General features: G+C 64.8%; 20 protein-coding genes. 2 read left to right on the top strand and 18 right to left on the bottom strand.

From position 1 onward, the window contains the following. The 12 genes from B9N93_RS22770 to lhgO all read right to left on the bottom strand — a co-directional run bounded on the left by B9N93_RS22770 (position 1) and on the right by lhgO (position 14,425). Positions 1-1,440 (bottom strand): undecaprenyl-phosphate glucose phosphotransferase, encoded by a 1,440-nt coding sequence (locus B9N93_RS22770; protein ID WP_085216676.1) that lies wholly within the window; start codon positions 1,438-1,440, stop codon positions 1-3. Between the two features lie 542 nt (positions 1,441-1,982). Next, positions 1,983-3,152, bottom strand: coding sequence for a glycosyltransferase family 4 protein (locus B9N93_RS22765; protein ID WP_085216675.1), 1,170 nt, complete (start codon positions 3,150-3,152; stop codon positions 1,983-1,985). Between the two features lie 75 nt (positions 3,153-3,227). Next, positions 3,228-4,274 (bottom strand): glycosyltransferase, encoded by a 1,047-nt coding sequence (locus B9N93_RS22760; RefSeq protein ID WP_085216674.1) that lies wholly within the window; start codon positions 4,272-4,274, stop codon positions 3,228-3,230. Between the two features lie 8 nt (positions 4,275-4,282). Continuing rightward, entirely contained in the window at positions 4,283-5,356 is a 1,074-nt protein-coding gene (locus B9N93_RS22755) for a glycosyltransferase family 2 protein (protein ID WP_085216673.1), read from the bottom strand. Further along, positions 5,353-6,219 (bottom strand): FkbM family methyltransferase, encoded by an 867-nt coding sequence (locus tag B9N93_RS22750; RefSeq protein ID WP_176225406.1) that lies wholly within the window; start codon positions 6,217-6,219, stop codon positions 5,353-5,355. The genes B9N93_RS22755 and B9N93_RS22750 overlap by 4 nt, the downstream gene beginning before the upstream one ends. 35 nt (positions 6,220-6,254) lie before the next feature. Next, positions 6,255-7,391: a hypothetical protein gene (locus B9N93_RS25810; protein ID WP_176225405.1), complete on the bottom strand. Its 1,137-nt coding sequence runs from the start codon at positions 7,389-7,391 to the stop codon at positions 6,255-6,257. Positions 7,392-7,456: 65 nt separating this feature from the next. After that, positions 7,457-8,194 (bottom strand): WecB/TagA/CpsF family glycosyltransferase, encoded by a 738-nt coding sequence (locus B9N93_RS22745; RefSeq protein ID WP_217807387.1) that lies wholly within the window; start codon positions 8,192-8,194, stop codon positions 7,457-7,459. Continuing rightward, positions 8,191-9,312: a non-hydrolyzing UDP-N-acetylglucosamine 2-epimerase gene (gene wecB / locus B9N93_RS22740; protein WP_085216671.1), complete on the bottom strand. Its 1,122-nt coding sequence runs from the start codon at positions 9,310-9,312 to the stop codon at positions 8,191-8,193. Before wecB ends, B9N93_RS22745 begins: the two co-directional genes overlap by 4 nt. 233 nt (positions 9,313-9,545) lie before the next feature. After that, entirely contained in the window at positions 9,546-10,793 is a 1,248-nt protein-coding gene (locus B9N93_RS22735; RefSeq protein ID WP_085216670.1) for a TonB-dependent receptor, read from the bottom strand. An 86-nt stretch (positions 10,794-10,879) separates the two neighbouring features. Continuing rightward, positions 10,880-11,401 (bottom strand): polysaccharide biosynthesis/export family protein, encoded by a 522-nt coding sequence (locus tag B9N93_RS22730; RefSeq protein WP_254899511.1) that lies wholly within the window; start codon positions 11,399-11,401, stop codon positions 10,880-10,882. Between the two features lie 70 nt (positions 11,402-11,471). Beyond that, the gene (locus tag B9N93_RS22725) at positions 11,472-13,208 is read right to left on the bottom strand and encodes an O-antigen translocase (RefSeq protein ID WP_085216668.1); all 1,737 of its coding nucleotides are present in this window, start codon (positions 13,206-13,208) and stop codon (positions 11,472-11,474) included. A gap of 23 nt (positions 13,209-13,231) precedes the next feature. Then, on the bottom strand, positions 13,232-14,425 hold the full coding sequence (lhgO, locus tag B9N93_RS22720; RefSeq protein ID WP_085216667.1) for an L-2-hydroxyglutarate oxidase: 1,194 nt from the start codon (positions 14,423-14,425) through the stop codon (positions 13,232-13,234). Positions 14,426-14,871: 446 nt separating this feature from the next. Here lhgO and B9N93_RS22715 point away from each other — a divergent pair, with 446 nt between their 5' ends. Both B9N93_RS22715 and B9N93_RS22710 read left to right on the top strand, forming a co-directional pair. Further along, the gene (locus B9N93_RS22715; protein ID WP_085216666.1) at positions 14,872-16,608 is read left to right on the top strand and encodes a hypothetical protein; all 1,737 of its coding nucleotides are present in this window, start codon (positions 14,872-14,874) and stop codon (positions 16,606-16,608) included. Positions 16,609-16,635: 27 nt separating this feature from the next. Continuing rightward, positions 16,636-17,385 carry a CpsD/CapB family tyrosine-protein kinase gene (locus tag B9N93_RS22710; RefSeq protein ID WP_085216665.1) on the top strand — a complete coding sequence of 250 codons (750 nt, stop codon included), beginning with the start codon at positions 16,636-16,638 and terminating at the stop codon, positions 17,383-17,385. Between the two features lie 23 nt (positions 17,386-17,408). On the opposite strand, the gene B9N93_RS22705 is transcribed toward B9N93_RS22710, so the two are convergent. From B9N93_RS22705 to cysD, 6 genes are read right to left on the bottom strand one after another with little or no spacing between them, the layout of a single operon-like run. Beyond that, positions 17,409-18,881, bottom strand: a complete 1,473-nt coding sequence (locus B9N93_RS22705; RefSeq protein ID WP_085216664.1) for a TolC family protein — start codon at positions 18,879-18,881, stop codon at positions 17,409-17,411. After that, complete coding sequence (locus tag B9N93_RS22700; RefSeq protein ID WP_085216663.1) at positions 18,878-20,230, bottom strand: HlyD family secretion protein; 1,353 nt, start codon at positions 20,228-20,230, stop codon at positions 18,878-18,880. The genes B9N93_RS22705 and B9N93_RS22700 overlap by 4 nt, the downstream gene beginning before the upstream one ends. Further along, positions 20,227-21,933: a peptidase domain-containing ABC transporter gene (locus tag B9N93_RS22695; RefSeq protein ID WP_085216662.1), complete on the bottom strand. Its 1,707-nt coding sequence runs from the start codon at positions 21,931-21,933 to the stop codon at positions 20,227-20,229. Before B9N93_RS22695 ends, B9N93_RS22700 begins: the two co-directional genes overlap by 4 nt. Positions 21,934-21,983: 50 nt before the next feature. Further along, entirely contained in the window at positions 21,984-22,358 is a 375-nt protein-coding gene (locus B9N93_RS22690; RefSeq protein WP_125469175.1) for a hypothetical protein, read from the bottom strand. A 42-nt stretch (positions 22,359-22,400) separates the two neighbouring features. Then, entirely contained in the window at positions 22,401-23,735 is a 1,335-nt protein-coding gene (locus tag B9N93_RS22685; RefSeq protein WP_085216660.1) for a sulfate adenylyltransferase subunit 1, read from the bottom strand. After that, the gene (gene cysD / locus B9N93_RS22680; RefSeq protein ID WP_085216659.1) at positions 23,735-24,694 is read right to left on the bottom strand and encodes a sulfate adenylyltransferase subunit CysD; all 960 of its coding nucleotides are present in this window, start codon (positions 24,692-24,694) and stop codon (positions 23,735-23,737) included. The genes B9N93_RS22685 and cysD overlap by 1 nt, the downstream gene beginning before the upstream one ends. Between the last annotated feature and the right edge of the window lie 35 nt (positions 24,695-24,729).

Below are 24,729 nucleotides of genomic sequence, written 5' to 3'. Positions count from 1 at the left end.
CTAATACGCATTCGGATCGTGCGCCACCCTGAAAATGGTGAGGAAGATAATCTTGAGGTCCAGCCATACCTGCCAATGGCTGATATATTCCAGGTCGTAGACCACCCGCCGTTCCATCTTGTCCAGGGTATCGGTCTCCCCCCGGCAACCATTGATCTGGGCCAGCCCGGTAATCCCCGGCTTGATGGTATGCCGCAGCATATAACCGTTGATCTGCTTACGGTAATACTCGTTATGGGCCACGGCGTGGGGCCGGGGTCCGACGATGGACATACGGCCTTGCAATACATTGATGAATTGCGGCAACTCATCCAGGGAATAGCGGCGTAAAAAGCCGCCCAGGCGGGTGATCCTGGCGTCGTTGCGGGTGGCCTGGGTCACGGTCGCGCCGTTTTCCTGCACGGTCATGGTCCTGAATTTCCAGACCTCGATGGGTTCGCCGCTCATGCCGTAGCGTTTCTGCTTGAACAGGACCGGGCCGGGCGAGTCCAGCTTGACGGCGGTGGCGATCAACACCATGGGGACGGCGATCAGGGCCAGGATGGCGAAGGAGAGCACTACATCCTCCGCCCGCTTGAGGAAGCCATCGACGGGCTGATGCTTGAACGGCGAACCATGGACCGTGATGCAGGGGATGCCCTGGACCATGTCCAGGCGCGAGCGGACCAGGTTGAACACGAACACGTCCGGCACGTAATACACGCTGGCCGTGGTGTCGGACAGGAGGTTCATCAGTTCCGCGACCCGCTGTTCCGAGCGCATGGGCATGGCGATGAAGATTTCGTCGATTTCGCCGTCGCGGGCGCGTTGGACCAGGGTGTTGAAATCGCCGCCGTACAGCCGCTCCGGGCAGGCGAGCCGGCGGCCCTGCTGGAAACCGCGGTCGTCGTAGTAGCCCGCGAAGCAATACCCCAGCCAGGGCATGGCGGCGAAGGCCCCGGCCAGCCGCGCCCCCAGGTCGTTGGCCCCGGCGATCACCACCCGCCGCGAATTCAGGCCGCGCCGCCTGAGGAAGGCCAGCCAACCGCGGCCCAGTTCGTGGACCAGGATCAAGGCCAGGAAGGAAACGCAGAACCATGCCGCCGTGACGAACAAGGACAGCTCGACGCCCGATTTGAAGCAGGCCAACAGTGCCATGATGGCTGCCATCGCGCAGAACCAGGACCAGCCCAGCCGGACCGATTCGTTATCCTGCGAGGCTCCGCGCCAAGCGTAATAGACTTCGTAATAATCGGCGAAAAACTGGAATAGTAAAACTCCGGCCAAGGCGCAATATCTATGGCCATCGTTGAGAACATACCAGGTATCAAGGGTTTGGTTCACTAACCTTATCGCCAGTTCAAGGGATAACACGATGATGAGGCTATCGACGGTGCGGATCAAAGCGAGGAGTTTGGTATAGTTAAGCCTGACGGTTCCCTGCCTGCGTCGGTCCTTCATGGCGAGACTTCCTTGTTTTGTTGTTGAACTTGGTCGTTCGATGGCGTTTCCATCCGTTGGAACCGCCAAGCCACCCCACTGGAAAATACCTCCGATCTTGGCGCTAAGGTCAGGGTTTGAGCCAATATCCAATACACCCGGCGGAATCCTTGCGCCGTACTGCTTATCCGATTAAGCAATCCGACGGTCCGTGATGGGCTATGCGGGGCATTGTATATACCGAATTGTCCAATAGGCTCTTGCTGATTGACAATAGTTAAATATACCTACGGGGGTCCGGGCTGGACCATGTTTCCGGTTTTTTGCCTGGGCTTGGGAATCCAGAGGGCAGGAATTATCGATAACCGGCTGGGAGTGTTTTGCCGGGAACATGGCGGCTTGGAATAAGTTAATACCAAGGCGGGACCTTGGGAACCGCGCCACGGCGTTCCCAATACCCCGCGCTGGCGGCGATGCGGATCTGCCCGGAGCGGCGAGATTCCGAATCCTTCGCGACCGGGATCACTACCGGTGGGGTGGTCAGGGCCGGGAGCCAAATCGCCTCAATCCTGGGCGACCGTCCGGTAGATGTCGGCCAGCCGCCGCCCGGCCTCACGCCACGACAAGGCGTCGCGACGCTCGAAACCGGCCCGGCGCATCCTCAGCAGCAATTCGGGCTGGTCCAGGCACAAGGCCAAATGACCGGCCAGCGCTTCGACATCGCGGGCGGGGTGCTGGAAGCCTTGGACCCCATGCGCCATATCGGCCCCGGTGGCATCCGACACCAACAAGGCCAAGCCCATGGCCTGGGCCTCGAAAGTGACAATGGCGCTGCCCTCGGTCACGGAAGACAGGGCGAAGGCATCGGCCTCCCGCATATGAACGGCGACCTCCGGGCTGAAGGGCAACACCTCGATGGACGGGTGGGCCAAGCGTTCGGCCAGGGCTTCGCGGTAGCCCGGCACCCAGCCGCCCACGAGGCGCAGCCGTCCGTGCCGGTACGCGCCCGAGCGGTACCAAGCCTCCAGCAGGTAATGCACTCCCTTGAGCGGTTGGCACAGGCCCACAAACAATACGGTGAAGGGCCGCCCCGGCGTGGCCTGGGGAGGGGCTGGATGGGGGAAGCGCTCGGGGCTATAGCCGTAGCGGTGGCGGATCAAGCGGCTTTCGGGATGGCCGCGCCGGGCGAAGGTTTCCGCCACGTAGGCCGAGGGTGTCAACACCGCGCTCGCCAGCCGGTAATCGATCTCCTCGCGGCGGATTTTGGCCGGATCGTTGCGGAAGGGATCGCGGGCCGCGAGCGGGATAGGGACGACGCTTTGCTCCGCCGCCGCCTGGGCCAGGGCTTCCGCCGTATGGGCGCTGGGGGCTTCGCGCAGGCTGGGGATGCCGAGTTCCGCCGCCGCCGTCAGCGTGCCCTGCGCCCAGCCCGGCCAGCAATGCACCAGGTCGAAGCCGCCCGGTCCCCGCCGCCGGAGCAGGCTGGCGCCGATGTAATCGTTCCAGCGGAAGGCCCGCTCCAGGCCCAAGGCCCGGTGGGGGACGCGCCAGCGGCCCAGTCCCAGGCTGCGGACGATCCGCACCCCTGGCGGGATTTCGGCCCTGGGGTCCACGCCCGTGGTGCAGACCACCACCTCGACCCCGTTTTCGGCGGCGCCGCGCACCTGTTCCAGGGCGGTCGCGCCGACGCCCACGCTGCCCAGCGGTATGGGCGTGGAGAAAAAGACACGCATCACGGTTTTCCTTGTGGTTCTAAGGCTTGGGGCCGGTCCGCGCGGACCTGGGTTCGCGCCCCGGCGGGCTGTGGATCACACAACCACCGGGGCGGAGTCCGGCGGCACCCGGTCCAGGTCCAGCAAATCCCCGATGGCCGCGGCCTGGGTCCACCAGCGCCGGTAGCGCTCTTCCCGCAGCGCCTGGGATTCGGCCCCCAGCCGCCCGGCCTCGGCGATGGCGGTCTGGCAGCCGCGCACGATGGAAGCCGGATCGTAGGTATCCACGAACACCCCGCCTTGGTGGTACATCTCCCGCGTCACCGGCGTGTCGGACAGCACCATGGGCCGTCCCGCGCCGATGGCCTCGGCGGCGCTGCTCAGTTGCGCGTCCTCCAGCTTGGTCAGGGCCAGCACCGCGTCGGCTTCCAGGATGGCCGTATCCAGCGCCTCACCGCTCAGATAGCCCGGCAGGACCACGTTGGGCGGTGGATCGGCCAGGACGTGGCGGCCACTGGCCCGCCCGGACTCCCCGGCCAGCACGAAATGGATATCCGGGGCCAACCGCGCCGCCGCGAACAGTTCCTGGATCGGCTCGTCCGGGTTGAAACTGGCGAGGAACAACACCCAAGGCTTGGGATAGGGCGCGGCGGACCGCGCCACCCGCCGCAACAGGGCGGGCGGGTCTTCCAGGATGCGCAGCAGTCCGGGGTGGATGCCCAGGGCCTCGACCTTGGGCAGCACCGTGCGGTTGTGAACCACCACGGCGTCGCAGGCGTTCAGCTGCGCCTTGAGTCCGGGCCAGCGGTTCCAGGGCGGGTTGAGGATGCGGTTATGGCAATCGGCGATGATGCGGACCTTCGGGTCCACCCAGCGCCGATGCCAGAGCGCCGCGCTCAGCAAGGGCACCTGCGGCAATTGCACCCAGATCGTCTCGGGCCGCCGCCCGCGCAGGAAATCCAGGGTGGCCAGGGCGTGATGGAGATATTGCAAGGGCCGCAGGGGGCGCGGTCCCTGGCCCAGCGGCATGAACACCGGCTCGAAGCCCAACAGCGGGGCCATCGACAGTTGCCGCCGCTGGAACGGCGTCCAGGCGATGAAAACCGAACGCGGAGGGGTCGCGACGGGTGGGATGATATCCATAGGCTTCCTCATGGGTCGGGCGTCCAGCCCAAGGCTCGTTGGGGACTCAGGCCGCACAGGGCCGAGAACATGGCCCGCGCCTGGGCGCGTCGGCCTTGGCACAGGGCGCGGAGGGCGGTGGCGAGGGAATAGGCCAGCACCGAAGGCAAGGCCCAGGGAAAGAATTTGCGGGTGAAGCGCAAGCGGCTGCGGACCATGAAGAACACGGACAGCGGGCTGCGTTTCTGGTGGCGGTGGCTGGAACCGATAGACGCGCCTTCTTTGTGATAAACCAGGGCGTCGTCGGCGTAGACCAGCCCATAGCGCCGCTTGCCGCGCATGGCCCAGTCCATTTCCTCGAAATACAGGAAATAGCCCTCGTCCATGAAGCCCACGTCTTCCAGGAAGCGGCGCGACACCAGGATGGACGCGCCGCTGAGATGGTCGAAATCGCGTTCCAGTTGCCGGGGGTCGGGTTGTCGCGCCGCCGCCCAGCGATGGCCGAGCAGGCGGCTCGTGCCCAGCCAGGGCCGGAACGCGGCCCCGCCCAAAACCTGCACCGTTTCCGGCTGCCAGTAGAACAGGATGCGCGAGCCGCACATCCCGGCGGCGGGCGCGTCGCGCATCCGCCGCTCCATCCGCGACAGGCAATCCCGCGCCACCACCGTGTCGTTGTTCAACACCCAGGCATAGCGCAGGGCCGGGTTGGCAAGGGCGAAGCGCAGGCCGATGTTCACGCCACCGGCGAAACCATGGTTCCTGCCCGCCGCGATCAGGTAGAGCCGGACGCCCGGCAGCCAGCCGCGCCCCAGGGCCGCCGTGTCCAAATCCAGCCGGGCATAGGACACCGGCTTGGGGCAAGGCGCGGGCGGCGGGCCGTCGGCGGCGGGCGCGGATAACGGCACCGGGTAGCGCCCTTCGGCCCAGGCCACCAGTTTGGCCAGGGAATCGTCGGGCGAACCGTTATCGACCACCACCACGGATTGGCCGGGATAATCGCTGGCGAACAGGCTTTCCAGGCATTCGACCGTGTCGTCGGCCCCTTGCCAGTTGACCAGCACGGTGGCGATGGCGGGCGGCGGGCCTCCTGCTTCCGGGTTCATCGGGCCGCCTGTGCCGCGTCGCGCTGGACCACCACATAGCGGCTCATCGGGCCGGGCCGGACCCGGTCCAGGTCGTGGCTGGACGCCACCGGGATGAAACGCCGCCCGTCGTGGACCCCCAGGGTGTAGGCGAACGCCCTGAGTTCGTCCAACCAGGGCCGCACCGCCAGCCCGTCCAGGAACATCGCCAGGCCGATCCGCCGTTGGCGGAACAAGGCCATGCCGCCGGCCAGCACTTCCCTTTCGCAGCCCGCCGTGTTCACTTTCAACAGGTCCACGGAGTCCAGGCCCAGATCGCGCACGAAACCTTCCAGGGTCTGTACCCGCGTCCCGGTGCCGCCCGCGGCGCTGGCGTCGGCCAGCCTGACCTGGTTCAGATACAGCCGGTCTTCCGGGGCGTTGACGCCCCAGCCCTCGCCGGAACCCAGCGCTTGGCGGTAGAGCCGCACCCCGGATTCCAGCCCGTTGCGGGCGAGATTCTGGCCGAGGCTGGCGAAGTTCTCGGGGTCCGGTTCGCAGGCATGGACCAAGGCTCCGGTCCGGGCCGCGCACAGCGTCCAGGTGCCGATGGACGCGCCCACGTCGATGGCGACCCGGCCCGGTCCCAGGCAGTCCGCCACCATCGCCAACTCGGGTTCCAACAGGTCTTGGAACACCACCAGCATGGGCATGAGTTGGGAGGGATAGTTGAAGAAGATATCCAAGCCGCCGACGCAGGTTCTGATGCGGCCCTGGGCGGGATGGCGGAGCCGCAGCGCGGCCAGCCGCGCCAGCCCGGTCAAGGTGCGGGCGATCCCCACTTGGCGGGCACCCCAAGCCAAGCGCCGCGCCATGATGTCGGCCCGGGCGATGCGGTTGTCCATGGTGTTGTCCTCGGTGTGTGTTGGCGCGGTGGGGTTCACTCGGCGGGCCAGGCGTAGAGCAGCCAGCCCAATTCGTAGGGGCGGCATTCGAAATCCACCGTCCTCGGCGGCAGCAACCCATCCAGCCCCGGCATCCTCAGGCCCGCGTGCAGATAGCTCAGCCCGGCTTGCAGTTTGCGGGCGAGTTTCGGGGGTTCGCGGCGGGCCACTTTGCGCCAGATCAGTTGGTGGTCCCAGTCGATGATGGAGCCGTCGATCTCCGGGGTATAAGCCAGCCAGCCCAGGCTCTTGGACACCGCCGCCGGGAAGGCCGGGCCGCCGGCGTCGGCCAGGGCCGCCAGCGCCATCGGTCCCATGCCGTGCTGATGCACGGTGTAGACCGGATAGCGTTCCAGCGGCTCGCCCGTCCGGTAGTCGAAATGCCACCACCATTGCCCGTCCGGTCCCTGGTTCCGCACCGCCCGTTCGCCGCAGGTCCGGGCGGCGGCGAGAGCGGCGGCTTCGCCGGTCAGGGCGTGGTAGGTCGAAAGCGCCTGGATGGGATAGACCACGTCGGCGAAGCAGGCGACATGGCCGCGCATGCCGCCGTCCCCGCCGACGCGGTGGGGGAACAGGCCGCTGTCGGGCTGGAAGGCCCGCAGCAAACGCCCGGCCAACCGCTCCGCGCAGCCATTGCGGATCAACACCGGGTCCAGGGTGGCCGCCATCAGCGCCCAGGACAGTTCCACCGTGGGATAACCGCCTTCCGGGAGCAGCAAGGCCAGCAGCCGCCGCCGGAGCGCCTCGGCCGGACGGTCCTGGCCCCACAGGGTCGCGGCCCACAGGGTCAGGGCCACATCGCCCAGGTTGCCGCCCTGGATCACCTGGGTGGCGAGGCGTTCGCACAGCGCCAGGGGATCGTCGCCATGCAGGGTGCTCCTCACGGCATCGGGATATTCGTGGACCAATCCCAGCAGGGTGATGGCCGTGTAGCGTGGGCTCAGTCCCTCCGGGACCGGGCGTCCATCCCGCAAACGCAGGCGGAACGCGAACAATCCCGCCTGGGGTTGGTACATCTGGCGCAGGGCGTCCACCGCCAGTCCGCGCAGCTTGGCGAGCAGGCGGGCGTCGGTCAGCGAGACCGGGCGGGTGGCCTGGGGCAGTTCTCGGGGCAGGGATATTTGGGCTTCCATGGTTCGATTTCCCTATCGTGTGTGGGTGGGGAGGCGGCGGTTCCGATGCCGCCCCGGCCTGGGGTTCAGCGGCGGGCGTAGACCAGTTCGCGCAGCAACAGCCAGAAGAAATAGGCGTCCTCCACGAAATAGCGCCGGAACATGCGGCGGGGCTCTTGCAGGAAGCGGTAGAACCATTCCAGCCCCGAGCGCTGCATCCACAAGGGCGCCCGCCGCACCGCCCCGACGAATACATCGAAGGTGCCGCCCACGCCCATGGCGAAGGGCACGCCCATGGCCGCTTGGTGCGCCCCCAGGAATTCCTCCTTCTTGGGCGAGGAAATGGCGACGAACAGCACTTGCGGCGCGGCGGCGCGGATGGCGGCGACCACCTCGGCCTCTTGTCCGGGCCGCCAATAGCCGTCGCGCCAGCCCGCCACCTTCAAGCCCGGAAAGCGGCGGGGGGCCAATTCCGCCACCCACGCCACCACTTCGGGCCTGGCCCCCAGGAAATACACGCCCCAACCCTGGCGGGCGGCGTGGCCCAGCAAGCGCTCGAACAAATCCACCCCCGCCACCCGCTCCTTGATCGGGAGTCCCAGCAAACGCCCGGCCCAGACCACTGGCATCCCATCGACATTGACCAGATGGCAGCGGTTGATGATGTCGCGCAGCGCGGGCTGGCGGGCGGCTTTCACCAGCTTATCGACATTGACCACCACATGTTGGTGCGGCCTGCCGTCGCGGACGAACTCGGCGATGCGGTCCAAGGTTTCGTCCATGCTCAGGTTGTCGATGGCGCAGCCCATGAAATGGAGCCTCATGACAGCCGCTCCGCCAGGATATCGACGATGCGCTCGGCGGCCCGGCCATCCCACAACTCCGGGCAGGCGCCGGGCCGGGTGCCGCCGGCCAAGGCCCGCCGCGCTTCCCGCATGATGGCGGCGTGGTCGGTGCCGACCAGGACGTTGGTGCCCTGGGTCAGGGTGATGGGGCGTTCGGTGTTGTCGCGCAGGGTCAGGCAGGGCACGCCCAGGGCCGTGGTTTCCTCCTGCAAGCCGCCGCTGTCGGTGAGGACCAGGGCCGCGTCTTTCCACAGGTTGAGGAAATCCATATAGGCCAGGGGTGGGGCCAGTTGGATGGCGGGATGGAGGGCGATGCCCAGCGCCTCCAGGTTGCGCCGTGTCCTCGGATGCACCGGGAACAGCAGGGGCAAGTCCTTGGCGATCTCGCCCAAAGCCCCCAGCAATCTGGACAGGGTGGCGGGATCGTCCACATTGGCGGGGCGGTGCAGGGTGGCCACGCCGTAGCGCGGATACTCGCGTTTGAAGTGGGTCGAAACCCAGCCGGTCCGGTCCGCCCGTTCCAATTGCCCGAGTTGGAAGAACAGGTTGTCGATCATCACATGGCCGACGAAATGGATGCTGCCGGGCGGCTTGCCTTCGGCCCGGAGGTTATCGACCCCGCTGCGCTCGGTGACGAACAAATGGTCGGCGATGGCGTCGGTGGCGACCCGGTTCACCTCCTCCGGCATGGACCAATCGCGGCTCCTAAGGCCGGCTTCGACATGGGCCACCGGGATGCCCAGCTTCTTGGCGACCAGGGCGGCGGCCAGGGTGGAATTGACATCGCCCACCACCACCACCGCCGCCGGACGCCGTTCCAGGCAGGCCCGTTCGAAAGCCACCATGACCTTGGCGGTCTGCTCGGCATGGGAACCGCTGCCCACATCCAACGCGAGATCGGGGGCCGGGATGCCGAGTTCCTCGAAGAAAACCCCGCTCATCTCCCGGTCGTAGTGCTGGCCGGTGTGGATCAAACGCCAACCCAGGCCGGAAGCCCGGCGTTCCAGGGCGCGGATGATGGGGGCGATTTTCATGAAATTGGGCCGGGCGCCCGCGACCAGATCGAGTTCCGGGCGGGGGGCATGTTGCGTTGCCATCGGTGGGTTTCCTATCGTCCATGGAGTTATAAAGCCGCCTTATTCGGGCATAGCGGGCGGTGGGGTCCAAATTATGGGGCGTGATATTGTTGGGATTATTATATCCTGTAAATAAGGGGTTTTACCTAGCCGGTAAAAGCCCGGATAATAACTGGTTTTCCGCATCGGCCAAGGCCAGCCTTGGACTCCGAAACGCTGTAGGGTGGGCGCGTTTCCTGGCCCACCTGAATGGCCTATATAGAACCCTGAAAACCCCCCCATGAATAACTGATAGAAAGCATCGCCGTATTCGATTCTATGGTGGCGCTGGTTTGCCGATATTCCTGCCAGCGATAGGTATAACCCGCCTGCAAACGCCAATCCTTGGCGAACTCCCAAGACACGGCGGCGCTGGCGGAAACATAATCGCGCTTGAAATTATCCGCCGAACTTCCAGACCGGCCTGGGTCCACGGCCTCGCTATGCAGGAAATTGACCGTGGTCTCCACCACGACCCGCCGGGAAACCCGGTAGGCATAATCGAAAAAGACATTGTGATAGTCCTGCACCTGACCGATGGCGCTGGGGCTGATCGAATTGGAATAGCCGATGGAATAGCGCTGTTCCCGGTCCTTATAATTCAGGCTGATATTGCCGACGCTCCCGGTCACGGTATGCGCGGACTGCTCGGCACCTAGAAGGTTGACGGCCTCGAAATGGGTCCATCGCGGCCCGGCCCCCAAACTCAGGAGCCAACGCCGGTGTGGCGCATAATTGACCCCGAATTGGAAGCCATAAATTTCCTGGGTCGCCGTGCCCGGCTCCGCGTATTCGACCCGCGAAAAATAAGTCCCGCCATTCACGGTGATTTGGCGGTTCCAACGGTGGTTGGCACCCAGCCGCAGGGAATAGGATTTATTGCCGATGAACCCCGTGGACAGGGGGTTATCCGGCGTGGAGCCATTGGTCGGGAGCGTGGCTAGGTTGGTCTTGCCATAATTGGTTTTGGAATAGCCGGTTTCCAAGGAGATTTCGCTGCGGCGGGTCCAGCGCCACTGCCAAGACGGGGCTACCCGGAAGTTTTCCACCTGGGTGTTGGGGACCAGGATGCCGGTATCGGTCAACTGTTGCTGATAGGCACAACTCAAGCTATAGCCCCCGGCCAGTGAGAAGCGATTGCGCCGGACCGAATAATGGTTATCCAGCCCTAAAAGATAGGCATCGCAATCCCAGCGCGGATGGTCGTAGCGGCGTATATCGCCCTGCCCCAGGAATTCCGTCTTCCAAGCCAGGGTTTTCAGCCCGGCCTTGAGCGCCGGGAGGAGCCGATAGCCGAATTCGGTATCCTTCTGGGTGGCGGTGAAATTCATGTTGTCGTTATATTGTAGTTGCTGGGTCAGATCGCCCGAAAGCGCCCATTGCGCCGCCGGGGCATAACCGGGCACCCCGTAACAGGCCAAACCCAACCACACCCAATGACCCCACCGTTGTTTATCGTCCATGTTGTTATTTTTATTTTCCTACTGGAGAGGGAGGGTTACGCTATCGCTCATCGCCCCACGGTTGTATGGGTGATGAAACCGGCTTTTCAGGGCACGACGATGGTATCCCCGCTATGCAATTGGATATTCGCTTCCAAGCCCTCGCCATCCTCGATATCGCCATAGGCGAAGGGCAGGGATTGGGTTGTCCCACCCGCCTCGCGCCGTAGGATCACGATACTGTTTTTGCGGGCGAATTCGGTCAGCCCACCGGCCAGGCTGATGGCCTGCATCACATCGGTGGGCCGCTTCAGCGTGAAACCGCCAGGGTGGGCCACCTCGCCGGTGACATAAACCATATTACCTTCCGCCGCCAGCAAACGGACATTCACCTCGGGACCTGGGATGAATTGGGCCAGCCGTTGTTTCAAGGCTTCGAGGAATTCCGCCGTGGTTTTCCCCGCCGCCGGGATCGGCCCGGCCAGGGGAAAGGACACCGTGCCATCGGGTTGCACCGTGACTTCGGCGTGGAGGTTTTCCTCCTGCCAGACGGTGATTTCCAGCTTATCGCCGGGATTCAGTCGATAATCCCCATCGGCCTGGGATTTTGAGCCTAGCGATAATAGCAAGCAAACCGCTAGTGCCAGCCCCGATAATGTGCCGCTTGGAACGAAATTTATAGGGTATTTACTTGTGTATTTAGCCATAGTATTCATCCTTGATTGCGGATTGCCACCTTATGGGTAATTCCAGGATGGGCCAAGCCTCGTCCTGGGTCCAGTCATAATTCCGGCCATACCAATGTACCCACATGCCGAATACCGTGGCGATCATGAGGGCGAAACCGAGTTTGGCGAGGAAAGCGGGGGTTTTGGCCACTTGGGCCGGGGCGCGGCGGACGGACAAAGCGTCCAACCCGCCCAGGATGGGCCGGAAGCGCCGGGGCAGCCGGTCCGGCGGAACCAGGGTGGTCAGGCTCCGCAGCGAATAGGCTCCGCCCCATGCCGTCGCAGCCAGGCCCACAGCCAGGGCGGCGTCGCCGGGTAGTCCGTAGCAGCCACCGAACACTACGGCGATCAAGGGCAGATACAGCAGGTTGGCGCGGACATTGGCGGCGGACCAGGCGAAACCGCTGAGCCGCCGGGCGATGGCATAGACCATCAGGCAATGGAACACATAGGCCAACGCGAAAGCCATGCCGGCCCCGGCCAGGCCATGGCGCTCCACGCCCAGCCAGGCCAGGGCGAGGTAGACCAGGGTCCACAGGGTTTCACTCCAGAAGAACCAGCCCTGCGCCCCTTTCGCCAGGATGATGAAACCCATGGGCCAGGACACGATCCTCAGCATCATCCCCAGGCATAGCCAGCGCAGCACTTCCACCGCCCCCTGGAATTCCGCCGCGTAGAACAGATGCAGCACCCAGGGCGCGAGGGCCAGGGTGGCGATGGCCCCCGGTCCCGCCAATAACAAGCTGACATGGGCTTGCTCGTTCACCAGCCGGTTGCACTGCGGATCGTCCTGGGCCACGGCGGTCAAGCGGGGATAGAAATCCGCGCCCATGGCTTGCAGGACCAAGCCGACATAGAGGCCGCCCAGGGTCCAGGCGGCTTGGTACAGGCCCGCCGCCGCGGGACCGAATTGGCGCAACAACAGGATGCGGATCAAATAGGCCGTGCCCATCATCATCAGGCCGCTGGCCATGAAGGCGAAGCCCAGCCTGAGCAGGGCCATTTGCTCGCGCCGCAGTTGTAGCGCCTTGAACTGGACGGCGGGAAAGCGGACCTTGCGGCTATACCAGCAGGAGGTGGCGAACGAGGCCAGGGCCACCGCGACCAGGGACGGCACCACGCCCGCCTCGCCCAGCGCATAGACGATGGGGACGCCGATCAGGGTGCTATAGAGCGCCGCCAACATGCCCAGCTTGGCGAGGTCGCCGATGCGCCGGAGTCCCTGGATCAAGGCACCCTGCCCGTCCGAGACCACCCGGCACAGCACGGCCAGCGCCAGCAGGGCGATGGCACCGGCATGGTCGGCGTCGCCGAAGCTCAGCCGCGACACCGGGACTGCCAAGGCGGCCAGCAGGACCGCGCCGAACACCCCCAGGAACCAAGTGGTGCGTCGCAATACGGCGGCGGTATGGGCGATGCGGGCGGTTTCGCCGGAACCTGCGGCTTCGGCGATCTGGCGCACGCCGCTACTGACGATGCCCATGCCGGCGATGCTCTGGGCCAGGTCGAAAATCGCGCTATAAAGCCCCAACAAGCCCACGCCGGACGGTCCCAACAACAGCGCCATGGCCTTGGTGCGGACCATGCCGATGCCGATGTTCACCAGCGAGGCCGCGCCGATCAAGGCCGAGGACTTGAGTATCCGGCCATAGGACGGGGCGTCGCGGGTGTCCTCCGAAGCGCCGTCCAGGGTAGGGTTCCGGGCCATTGCCTTAGCCACGGCCATGGGGATCAGGCCGCGATCCGGTCGAGGATATGCCCGGCGATGGCGAGCGATGCGGTCGCGGCCGGGCTGGGAGCGTTGAGGACGTGGAGGGCGTCGGGCCGGGCCAGGAGGGCGAAGTCCTGCACCAGTTCGCCCGCCGGGGTCATGGCTTGCGCCCTGACCCCGGCCCCGCCGGGTTCCAGGTCGTCCGGGGCTAGGTCGGGCACGAGCCGTTGCAAGGCGCGGCAGAAACGGCGCTTGCTAAAGGATTGGGCCAGTTCGGTCCGGGCCATCGCGGCATGGTGGATCAAGAACCGGTGCAGTCCCGGAAACAACAAGGCGTCCAGCAAATCGCGGCCATCGATCTTGGACCAGTGGTAGCCCTCGCGGGCGAAGGCCAACACGGCGTTGGGACCGGCCTCGATCCCGCCATCGATGCGGCGGGTGAAATGCACGCCCAGGAACGGGAAGCTCGGGTCGGGCACGGGATAGATCAGATGCCGCACCAAGCGCCGGGCGGCGGGCCGCAGGCTGAAATATTCGCCGCGGAAGGGGACGATCCGCGCCGTGGCGGTTTCGCCCGCCAGGGCCGCGATCCGGTCGCAATGGAGTCCGGCGCAGTTGATGAGGAACCCGGCCTCGAATTCGGCCTCCGCCGTGCCGGCCCGCCAACCCCTGGGGGTTTTGCCCAAGCGTTCCAGCTTGGCGCGGGTCACGATGCGCCCGCCGCGCTCCTGCACCCGCCGGGCCAGCCGGTCGCAGACGGCGCGGTAATCGACGATGCCCTCCTCCGGCACATGGACGGCGGCGATGCCCTGGGCATGGGGTTCGACGGCCCGGAGTTCCCCGGCGTCGAGCTTGCGCAAGCCCTTGAGGCCATTGGCCGCGCCGCGCCGCAGCAATTCGTCCAACCGCGGCAATTCCTCGGGCGCGGTCGCCACCACCAGCTTGCCGCAAATCTCGTGGGGGATGCGCTCCTCGCGGCAGAACGCCACCATCTGCCGTATCCCCGCCACCGCCAGCCGGGCCTTGGCCGAGCCGGGGGCATAGTACAGCCCCGCGTGCAGCACTCCGCTGTTATGGGTGCTTTGGTGCATCCCCACGGCGGATTCCTTTTCCAATAGCGTGACCCGCGCCCCTGGAAACCGCTCCGACAAACGATAGGCGGTGGCCAGTCCGACGATGCCCCCACCCACGATCAAATATGATTTGTTTTGCATGACAATAATGTGGCGGTTGGATGAATCCAGGCGAGCGACCGGCCAAGTTTGGGCCGGATACGGGATCATAGAACGGGGTGGCTGGATGCCCGTGGAATGCCTTCCCGATACATGTAGCTTAATGGATAGAGGGGGGCGCTAGGATATAAGTGATTTTGCATATTAAAATTTGGACATCGGCTATTTAATATCGGCCATCATCGGGCGACCACCGCCCTGGCCAATCAGTAGAAATGCTTACGTATTGATCCTGATACCCAGTCGGCGCACATCCAAGCGGCCCGGGGCCGTATAGGCGGGACGCTGTCGGCACATACCTCATGGATTCTTATAAATATGGACTGTATTCCCCGGCTTCCGAGCGCATTTTGGCAGCGAACGGCACCCAATTTCCCCAGAGCCATCGCCGCTAGGCGGTGTTTCCATGCTTATCCGTGTCGCCGGCCATGAGTCCTAATATCAAAACCAACCTGCGCTATTATTACCATCTGGTATGGCGGCATAAACATTATTCCATCGCGGTGGCCCTGCTGGTGACGGCCATGGGTTTGGGTCTGGCTTATTCCCTACCCAAGGTTTACCGTTCCTCCGCCGTCCTGTTGATGGACGTGCCGGTATCGAAAGCCAGCGTCCAATCCACCTTCACCGAATACGCGGGCGAACGGATCAGGGCGATTGCCCAGAAAGTCATGACCACCAGCCATCTACTCGCCATCCTCCACGAAGAAGACCTCTATGGGGTATCCTCCGGCAAGATGGGCCAGGATGAAATCATCGAATTCTTCAAAAAGGATACCGATATCCATATCCTCAAGTCAGAATTGACCGCACAGGAGGCCGTGGATGCCATCGCCTTCAATATTTCTTTTGCCTATGATAATCCCGTCACGGCGCAGCGGGTCGCCAACCGCTTGGCCCGGTTATTCATCGAGCAAAACGATATCGAGCGCACCCAACGCGCCGCCAAGGTGACGGAATTTCTAAGCGGAGAAGCGGACAAGCTGAATAAGGAAATCGAAACCATCGACAGCCGGATTTCGGCGTATAAACAAGCGTATAAGGATAATCTGCCCGAGCAATTGCAAGGCAACCTGGCCGCGCTGGACCGTAAGGAAAACGAGCTCCGGGAAACCGGGCAACAAATCCGCCTGACCCAGGACAGGCTGAGCTTTTTGACCGTGGAATTGGCCAAAGCCCGTCGTATCGGTACAGCCGCCCTCGATACCCGCGACCCGCTGTCCAAGCTGGATAGCCTGGATACGTTGAAAGCCAAGTATCTGCGCTTATCCGCCCTATATAGTCCGTCCCATCCCGATGTGATCCGGCTCAAGCGTCAAATCGCCTCGCTCGACCCCGCGGGCGCTACCGGCCCGGACCTGGAGGCGCTGCGCAGGCAACTGGGAGAAGCCCGCCGCAAGCGCGAAGCGCTGGACCGGAAAGGATATCCCGACCCGCATCCCGATAGGCAGCGGCTCAACCAGGAAATCGCCCATCTGGAACGGCAATTGGGCAATGACAAGGCCCAGGTGGTTGCCGAAACAGCGCCGGAAAGCTTGGACCCCATGTATCTGGCGGTGGAAACCCAATATAAATCCAGCCAATCCGAACTCGAATCCTTGCAGCAAAAAACCGTTTTCCTGAAATCTGAAATCGATGCCCTGCATCATAGGATACTCTTGTCGCCCGAGGTCGAAAAAGGTTATCTCGAATTGGTGCGCGAGCGCGATCATAGCGTGAACAAATATAACCAGCTCAAGGAAAAGCTGCTCGACGCCCGCTTGGTGCAAACCTTGGAACAAGAACAGCACGGCCAAACCCTGACCTTGCTTGAACCACCGATGATACCCACCCACCCCGATAAGACCGTGCGTAAAAAAGTTGCGCTGGGCGGGGCGGTCTTGGGGATCATGGCGGGTTTGGGCGTGGCTTTGTTAGCGGAATTGCTGAATCCCAAACTGCGGGGATATATGGCTTTATCGGAACTGACCGGCTTGATGCCCTTGGTGGTGATTCCCTATATCGAATCGCCGGGCGAAGTGGAGGCCAAATTTTTCCGCCAACGCCAGCGCCGGAAACTGGCCCTGCAAGCCGGGGCGGCCTGCGCGGTGCTGGCTGTCATTTTGATCTGCCTCTTGGTTTTCCCGGCCATGCGGGAGAGTTGGTTGCTCGCCGAATTCCTATAAGTTTTGGGTTCAGCCACGGAGATGGACATGCACGAAATCACCCGGATACAGCCCTTGGGACCGATACGGTATACCCGTACCAAAACCGTCCCGGTCAATTATGATGCCTTGCGCGAACACCGCATCGTCATGGGGACTTATAACGAGCCTAGGGCCGATATTTTCCGCATATTGCGGACCCATATCCTCCGGCAGTTGCGGGAAAATGGTTGGAATAGCCTCGCCATCGCCAGCGCTACGCCGGCGGCGGGGAAAACCTTCGTCGCGGTGAATCTGGCCATTGCCATGGCCTTGGAGGCCAACCAAAGCGTATTGCTGGTCGATGCCGATTTCCGGCGTCCCAAGGTGGCCGAATATTTGGGCATGACGGTCGAATCCGGTATCGTGGACCATTTGGAAAGCAGGGTGGCTTTGGAGAATATCCTGGTGAATCCGGGGTTCGAGCGCTTGGTGGTCTTGCCGGGGCGGGAAGCGCGGGAAGGGTGTTCGGAATTGGCGTCTTCCCCGGAAATGGCCGAGTTGATCGGGGAGCTCAAAACCCGGTATCCGGCCCGGATGATTATTTTCGATGTGCCGCCTTTGTTCGTGGCCGACGACGCTTTATCTTTGATCGCCCAGGTCGATGGGGCGGTCTTGGTGGTGGAGGACGAGGAAAACACCCCCGGCGAAATCCAGCACGCCCTGCATATCTTGGAGCAAACCAATCTGCTGGGTTTGGTATTGAACAAATCCAGGCAGCCATCGCCCCGGCCCCAAATCTCCTACCGGGATTATTGATAGCGCGGTCCAGGCCCAAGGCTTCAATCCCTGGCCGGGGTATCCAGCCATCCCAACGCCGCCCGGTAATCCGCCATCGCCTTGAAAAAGGTGGCCATGGCCTCGGCTTCGGCCAGGGCGGCATCGCCCGCGGCCAATTCCCGCAAATCCACCGTCAACACGGTGCTGTCGCCCAACTCGAAACGGTCGCGTTCGGCCTCGGCCAATTGGCGGGCGGTGGCGCGTTGTTCGCGGGCCAGGGCGATGCGTTGCCGCGCCGCCTTGAGCGCCGACCCGGCGTCCCTGATTTCCAGCGCGACCCGGTCGGCGGCCAGCCGGATATCGGCGGCGAGGCGCTGGAGGTTGGCTTCGGCGGTCTGGGTGCGGCCCCGCGCTACCCGCCGCTGCAAGGGCAGGTCGAGGGTGACGCCCGCATAGAATTCTTCGCGGTTGATGAGCTTGGAGGTGCCGGTTCCGAAATCCTGTGCCCCCATCAGGGCGATATCGATGCCGGGCGCTTGTTGGTTCCGGGCCAGATCGCGCTCGATCTCGACTTGTTTGCGCTGTTGTTCCAGCTTGCGCAACTCGGGGCGGCGCTGGCGGGCTTCTTCGACCAGGGCGGCCAGATCGTGCATATCGGGCGGGACGGCTTCCGGGAAGGCTTCCGGCAATTGTTCCGGGATGGGGATGCGCGGTTCGCCGTCGGCATCGCGCCAGTAGAGCGCGAGTTGCAGCGCCATTTGTTCCAGCATTCGTTCGGCGGCGATCAGGCGTTCGCGGCGTTCGAGCAGGGTCCTTTGGTTGTCGGTGGCTTCGATGGCGGCGGCGTCGCCCGCGGCGACCCGCTGGCGCAGCCCCGCGTCGCGGCGTTCGGAAATCGTCAGCAGTTCCCGCGCCACCGCCCGGCGGCGTCCCGCGAACACCCAATCCCAATAGCGCTGGGCCACCACCCGCTTGAGTTCCAGCAAGGCGGCGTCGTAATCGTGTCCGGCGATGAGCTGGGCCAGTTCGGCCTGGGCCAGGCTGGCGCGGCGGCGGTCGATGGGTCCGTTGCGCCACAGCGGGATGTTGACCCCGGCGCGGACTTCGCCGGCGTCGGCGGTCTGGCTTTTGCCTTCGTACACGGGATAATTGCCGGTGCCGCGCCGCCAGCCGCCGAAGAACGTGGTGCCCCACAACCCCGTGGGCTGCTCGATGGAGACATCGTAATTGCGGTTCTCGTACAGCCCGGCGATGGACCAGCGCGATTGCAGTTTGAGCTGGGTATCGAAACCGCCCTCGGCGGCGAGTTGCTCGCCGTCGGCCGCGGCCTTGCGCTGTTCGGCGGCGACCAGTCCTGGAAAGCTCAGTAGCGCGGCCTCGGTGACGGCTTCCAGGGTCAGCACGGGCACCTGGTCCTGGACGGCGGACGGGTCCGGCCTGGGCAGCTTGAAGCGCTCCGAACGCTCGGCGTGGGCCGCGCCGATCCAGGCCAGGACCAGCAAGCCCACTATCCAGGCCAGGGCGATGCGCTTCATTTTTCCTCCTTGCCGTAGTCGCCGGATTTTTCCGTTTTGGCCGCTTTCTGCTCCCAGGGCGGATGGCTGGGCAGATAGGTCGGCGGGAAGCCGTTGAAGATACGCCAGAATTCATAGCCCAGGCAGACTTGGTTCAGCAAGACCCAGCCATTGGCGCGGACGCCTTGGCGCAGGAAACGCTCGCCCGGCCAGGGCGTGTCGGCGGGGTCGGGCACGACCAGGAGGCGGAATTGGCCCTGGCCGTTGTCGGTGGCGTCGATCAGGCCCACTACCCCGCCGAAAGTGCCCACCGCCACTTCCGGCCAGCCTGAGAACTGCACCGCCGGATAGCCCTCGAATTGCAGCCGTACCTTGCGCCCCGGCGTGATCAAGGGGGCGTCGTTGCCATCCACCCACAGTTCCACCGCCCGTTCCTGGGTGTCGGGAACCAGCACGGCCAGCGGGTCGCCCGGCTTCACCAATTCGGAATGGGAGCTGACCGCCAACCGTAGCACCGTGCCATCGCGCGGGGCGGTGACAACCTGGGTGCGCTGGCGGTTGAGCCGGGTTTCCAGTTTGAGTTTCTCGGCCTGGGCATAGGCCAGTTCCTCGCGGCTTTTGTTGAGGTCGGCCCTGGCTTTCTCCACGCCGGATTCGGTGTCGGCCCCGGTCTTGCGGCGGTCGGCGCGGATGGCCTCGACCTCGCTGTCGGCGGCCTTGAGCGCGGCCTTGGCCCGTTCGAGTTCGGTGCGGCGCTGGGTTTGTTCCAGCCGGGCCAGTTCGTAGGTGCGGGTCGCAGTCAGGCCCTTGGCGAGCAGGGCTTGCTGGCGGTCGAGGTTGAGCTGGCTGGTGGCGAGTCCGGCCTGGGCGGCGTCTACCGCCTGGCGGGCGGCGCGTAGGCGTTCCTCGGCCATGCGGACCCGCGCTTCCGCCGCGCCCACCGCCATGTCGCGGGATTGCCCGGCCATGCGGACTTGGTTTTCCACCGCGCCGATCCGGCCTTCGATGGTGGCGATGCGGCCCAACAGGGTTTGGTATTCGGCTTCCAGGCGGCGCGGCAATTCGGGGTCGTTGTCGCTGATTTCGGCGAGGCGGTCGCCCGCCTTCACCTTGGTGCCTTCCCGCACCCACCATTGGGAAACCCGGCCTTCGACCGGGGCTTGCACCGTCTGCTGGCGTTCCAGGGGCGCATAAGCCACCACCCGACCCAGGCCGCCGACGTTCTGCTGCCAGGGCGTGAAGCCCAGGAACACCAACAGCAGGCAGAACAGGCCGACCAGGGAGCGGGCCAGGGTTTGCACCCCTGGGGCGGTTTCGGTCAGGGCCAGGGCCGGGAGGGCCGGGCCGGGGTTTGAATGGGGGGCGTTCATGGGATTGGGGCAGGCTCGGGTGGTTGCGGGACCGGCATCCGGGTTTCTTGTAAGCGGCCCGCCTCCAGGTGCCAGACCCGGTCGCAACAGGCCATCACCTCGGCGCTCTGGGTGGCGACGATGGCGGTCCAGGGCGCGTCGGGCCTGAGGATCCAGGCGATGACTTCGCCGCGGATGGAGGCGTCGATGCCGTCCAGCAGTTCGTGGATCAACAGCAAACGCGGCTGGCCGACCACGGCGCGGGCCAGCAGCAAGCGCCGGGTCTTCTCCGGGGATAGCGGTGCGCCCAGGTGGTTCAGCCGCGTGTTCAAGCCTTCGGGCAGGGCCAGGATATCGTCGGCCAGGCACAGGGCGGCGAGGGTGTCGCGGATCGCGGCGAGGCCGGGTTCGGGGCGGCCCATGCGTAGGTTGTCCAATACGCTGCCTTCGAGGATTTCCATGCCTTGGACCAGGGCGGTTTCCCGGCGCAGGCTGTCCAGGCTCGCATCGCGGATATCGCAGTCATCGACCAAGACCGCGCCTTGGGTCGGTGTGCGCAGGCCGAACAACAGTTCCAGCAAGGTGCCCCGTCCCGAACCGCTGGCCCCCACCAGGGCGATGCGTTCGCCGGGCCGGGCCTCGGCCTCGATGGCGCGGAACACCTCGCGGCCATCGCCGTAGCGGAATCCCAGTTGGTGGAGCCGCACGGCGGCGGGTCCGCCTGCGGGTTCGAGGGTCGCGCCGCCGTCGCGTTCCTGCGGCAGGTCGAGCAGATGGCCGAGCTTGTCCATGGCGGCGGCGAGGTCGTAATAGCTTTCCAGGGATTTCCCCAGACGGCTCAAGCCCCCGAGCATGGCGTTCACCACCAGTTCGGCGGCGATGAGCTGGCCCAGGGTCAATTGCCGTTCGATCACCATCCAGCCCCCGAGGCCCAGCAGCGCGGTGTTGGCCAGGGTGTGCAGGAACAACACCCCCAGATGTTGGCGCAACACCACGCCGAAATGCGCTTCCCGCGCCGCCAGATAATCGCGGGCCAGGGCGTCGGAGCGCCGCGCCACGAAACCGGGGCTGCCGGCCCATTTGAATAACATGGGGTTGCGGGCGATTTCCTCCAGCCAGGCCGCGACCGCGTACTTGGCCTTGGATTCCTCGATGGAGGTCGCCACCCCGTGCCGTCCCAGCACGAAGAACACGAACGCCACCGCCGCGATCAATAACAGGTCGAAGGCCAGCAGGATGGGATGGTAGAAGGCCAGCAGCAACATCCCGATCACCGCTTGCAGCCCATAGGCGAGGCCGTCCAGCAGCAACACGGCGGCGCTTTTCTGCACCGTCAGCACATCGAAGAAGCGGTTCACCAACTCTGGGGCGTTGCGGCCATCGAAGGCTTCCCGCGCCACCTTCTGCAAACGGTCGGCGATGTCGCCCATCAGCCGGATGAAGATGCGCCGCTGCATCATCTCCACCACATAGAACTGGAAGGCGATCAATAGGTTGTTGAAGGCGAGGCTGGCGAACAGGATCACCACCAACACCACCAGGGGTTGCAGCAACGCCCCGAAGGCGATGGTGTTGACCAGGGATTGCACGGCGATGGGTGTCGCCAGGGCCATCAGCCCCGCGCCCATGGCGAAGGCGACCACGGTCCAGAGGTCGCGCCGCTCCAGCCAGATCAGGTGGCGGAGCCGCGCTTGCGGGCTGGGATGGGCGTGTGGGGTGTCCATGAGGGCTTTTTTATCTTGATCGGGCCGGTTTCCAAGGCTGCCCCGCCCGCTCAGCGCGGGGCGGTGTCGTCGTCGCTGGCCGGTGCGCGCAGGGCCGGGAGCAGCCAGCGCCGCGTCACCCAGACCAGCAGCAGCACGAACATCAGCAATAAAATCCAGGCGGTGATGAGTTGGGCGGTGTGGCGGCTGGTGTGGAAGGCCCACTCGACCAGGCACTCGATACTGAGTTCGAGGACGCCGATCACGGTATGGATCACGAACCAAACCGCGTGGGCCAACTGCCCGGCCAGGGCCAGGGCGAGGTCGGGCAGTAGGGCGATAAAGGCCAGGACCGCCAGGGACCACGCCCATGATTTGCCGGACAGGCGGCGCAAGGCGCGGGGTATGGGAAACAGGGGATGCTCGCTCAGGCTATGGCTAGGCATGATGTCTTCCTCCAGCTTGAATCCGCCGCGCACGCCCCGGTTCTAGACCAACACCCCCGCCGCCACCGTGTCGTGGGTGGCGTCGTCGATGAGGATGAAACTGCCGGTGACGCGGTTCTCGGCGTAAGTATCGGCCAGGATGGGCTGTTGCAGCTTGAGTTTGGCGCGAACGATATCGTTCATCGCCATGGCGGCGGGTTGGGGTATCCGCGCCAGGGTGTTCACATCGACGGCATAGACCAGCTCGCGCACCACCGCCCGCACCGTGCGGGTGGTGTGCTTGAGCGAATAACGGCGCGAGGGCATCCAGGGTTCTTCCGCCAGCCAGCACAGGTCCGCCTCGATCTCGCTGGCGATGCGGGGCGGCGCGTCCACCGCCGCCAGCATGTCGCCGCGCGAAATATCGACCTCGTCCTCCAATTCCACCACCACCGCGCTATCCGCCGCTGTCTCCCGCAGCGGCTGGCCCGCCAGCATCAGGCTTTTCACCCGCGTGGTGCGGGCCAGGGGCAAGACCCGCACCGGATCGCCCACCCGCAACACCCCGGCCGCCACCGTGCCCTGATAGCCGCGGAATTCGGCTGGAAACGCGGCGTCCAGGCCGATGGCGCGGTTGCCGAGCATCACCCGCGCCACCCGTTGCACCGGGAAGCGCAAGGGCCGTTCCGAACCATCATGCAAGGCGGGCACGCCGTCCAAGTATTCGAGCAAGGTGGGTCCGTCGTACCAGGGCATGGCCGCGCCGCGCTCGACCACGTTATCACCCTTGAGCGCCGACAGCGGGATGGCGCGGACCTCGGCGAAGCCCAGTTCCCCGGCCAAGGCCCGGTAATCGGCGGCGATGCGCCCGAACACCGCCGGGTCGTAATCCACGCAATCCATCTTGTTGACCGCCAGCACGATGCGGGGGATGCCGACCAGCCGGGCCAGATAGGAATGCCGCCGGGTCTGGGTGGCCACGCCTTTGCGGGCATCGACCAGGATCACCGCCACATCCGCTGTCGAGGCGGCGGTGACCATGTTGCGGGTGTACTGCTCGTGTCCCGGCGCGTCGCCGATGATGAACTTGCGCCGGGCCGTGGCGAAATAACGGTAGGCCACGTCGATGGTGATGCCTTGCTCGCGCTCGGCCTGTAGCCCATCGGTCAGCAGCGACCAATCGATTTCCGCCAAGCCGCGTTTGTGCGAAGTCCGTTCGATGGCGGAAAGCTGGTCGGCCAGGATGCTTTTGGAGTCGTACAGCAAGCGACCGATCAGGGTGCTTTTGCCGTCGTCCACGTTGCCCGCCGTGATGAAGCGCAGCAATCCGGTATGGGTGGGCTCCTCGGCTGCCGGGGTCGGTTGGGCCTGGGCGCGGGCGATGGGAATCACGTTCATCAGAAATACCCCTCTTTCTTGCGTTGTTCCATGGCGGCTTCCGATACTTGGTCGTCGAGCCGGGTCGCGCCGCGTTCGGTGACGCGGGTCTCGATGGTTTCGCGGATGATCTCGGCCACCGTCGCCGCCGCCGATTCCACCGGGGCGGTGCAGGTGATATCGCCCACGGTGCGGAAGCGGCAGCGGACCCGCTCCACGGTTGCGCCGGGGCGTGGCGGGGTCAGCGGCGTGACCGGGACCAGCAAGTCGCCGCGCCGCACCACATCCCGCTCGTGGGCGAAATAGATCGAGGGCAGTTCGATCCCTTCCTGCTCGATGTACTGCCAGACATCCAATTCGGTCCAGTTGGAAATCGGGAAGACGCGGATGTTTTCGCCGGGGCGGACGTGGGCGTTGTATAGCTCCCACAGTTCCGGGCGCTGGCGTTTCGGGTTCCATTGGCCGAACTCGTCGCGGAAGCTGAAGATGCGTTCCTTGGCGCGGGCTTTTTCCTCGTCGCGGCGGGCGCCGCCGATGCAGGCATCGAATTCCAGGTCGGCGATGGCTTCCAGCAAGGTGACCGATTGATGGGGATTGCGCGGTTCCAGGTCGTGGCATAGGCGCACGCTGCCGCGCCGGATCGAATCCTCGACCTCGGCCACCTTCAGCGTGCAGCCATAGCGCCCCGACATGCGGTCGCGGTAGGCGAGGACTTCGGGATAGTTGTGGCCGGTATCGACATGCAGCAGGGTGAAACCGATGCGCTCGGGGTGGAAGGCTTTGTAGGCCAGGTGCAGCACCACCGCCGAATCCTTGCCGCCCGAGTACAACAGGGCCGGATTGCGGCATTCCGCCGCGACCTCGCGCAGGATGAAGATTGCCTCGGCTTCCAAGGCGTCGAGATGGCTGAAATAGACGGCTTCCCGCCGCGCTCCGTGGATGCCGTCCGTGGCCGCGATCCGCTGGGTTTGGCTGTTCATGGCAATGCTCCCGGTCAATCGACAACGCTGGAAAG

The sequence above is a fragment of the Methylomagnum ishizawai genome (assembly GCF_900155475.1).
GTDB lineage: Bacteria > Pseudomonadota > Gammaproteobacteria > Methylococcales > Methylococcaceae > Methylomagnum > Methylomagnum ishizawai_A.
The sequence above is the reverse complement of the archived record's forward strand: the minus strand, read 5'-3'. Positions and strand labels throughout refer to the sequence as shown.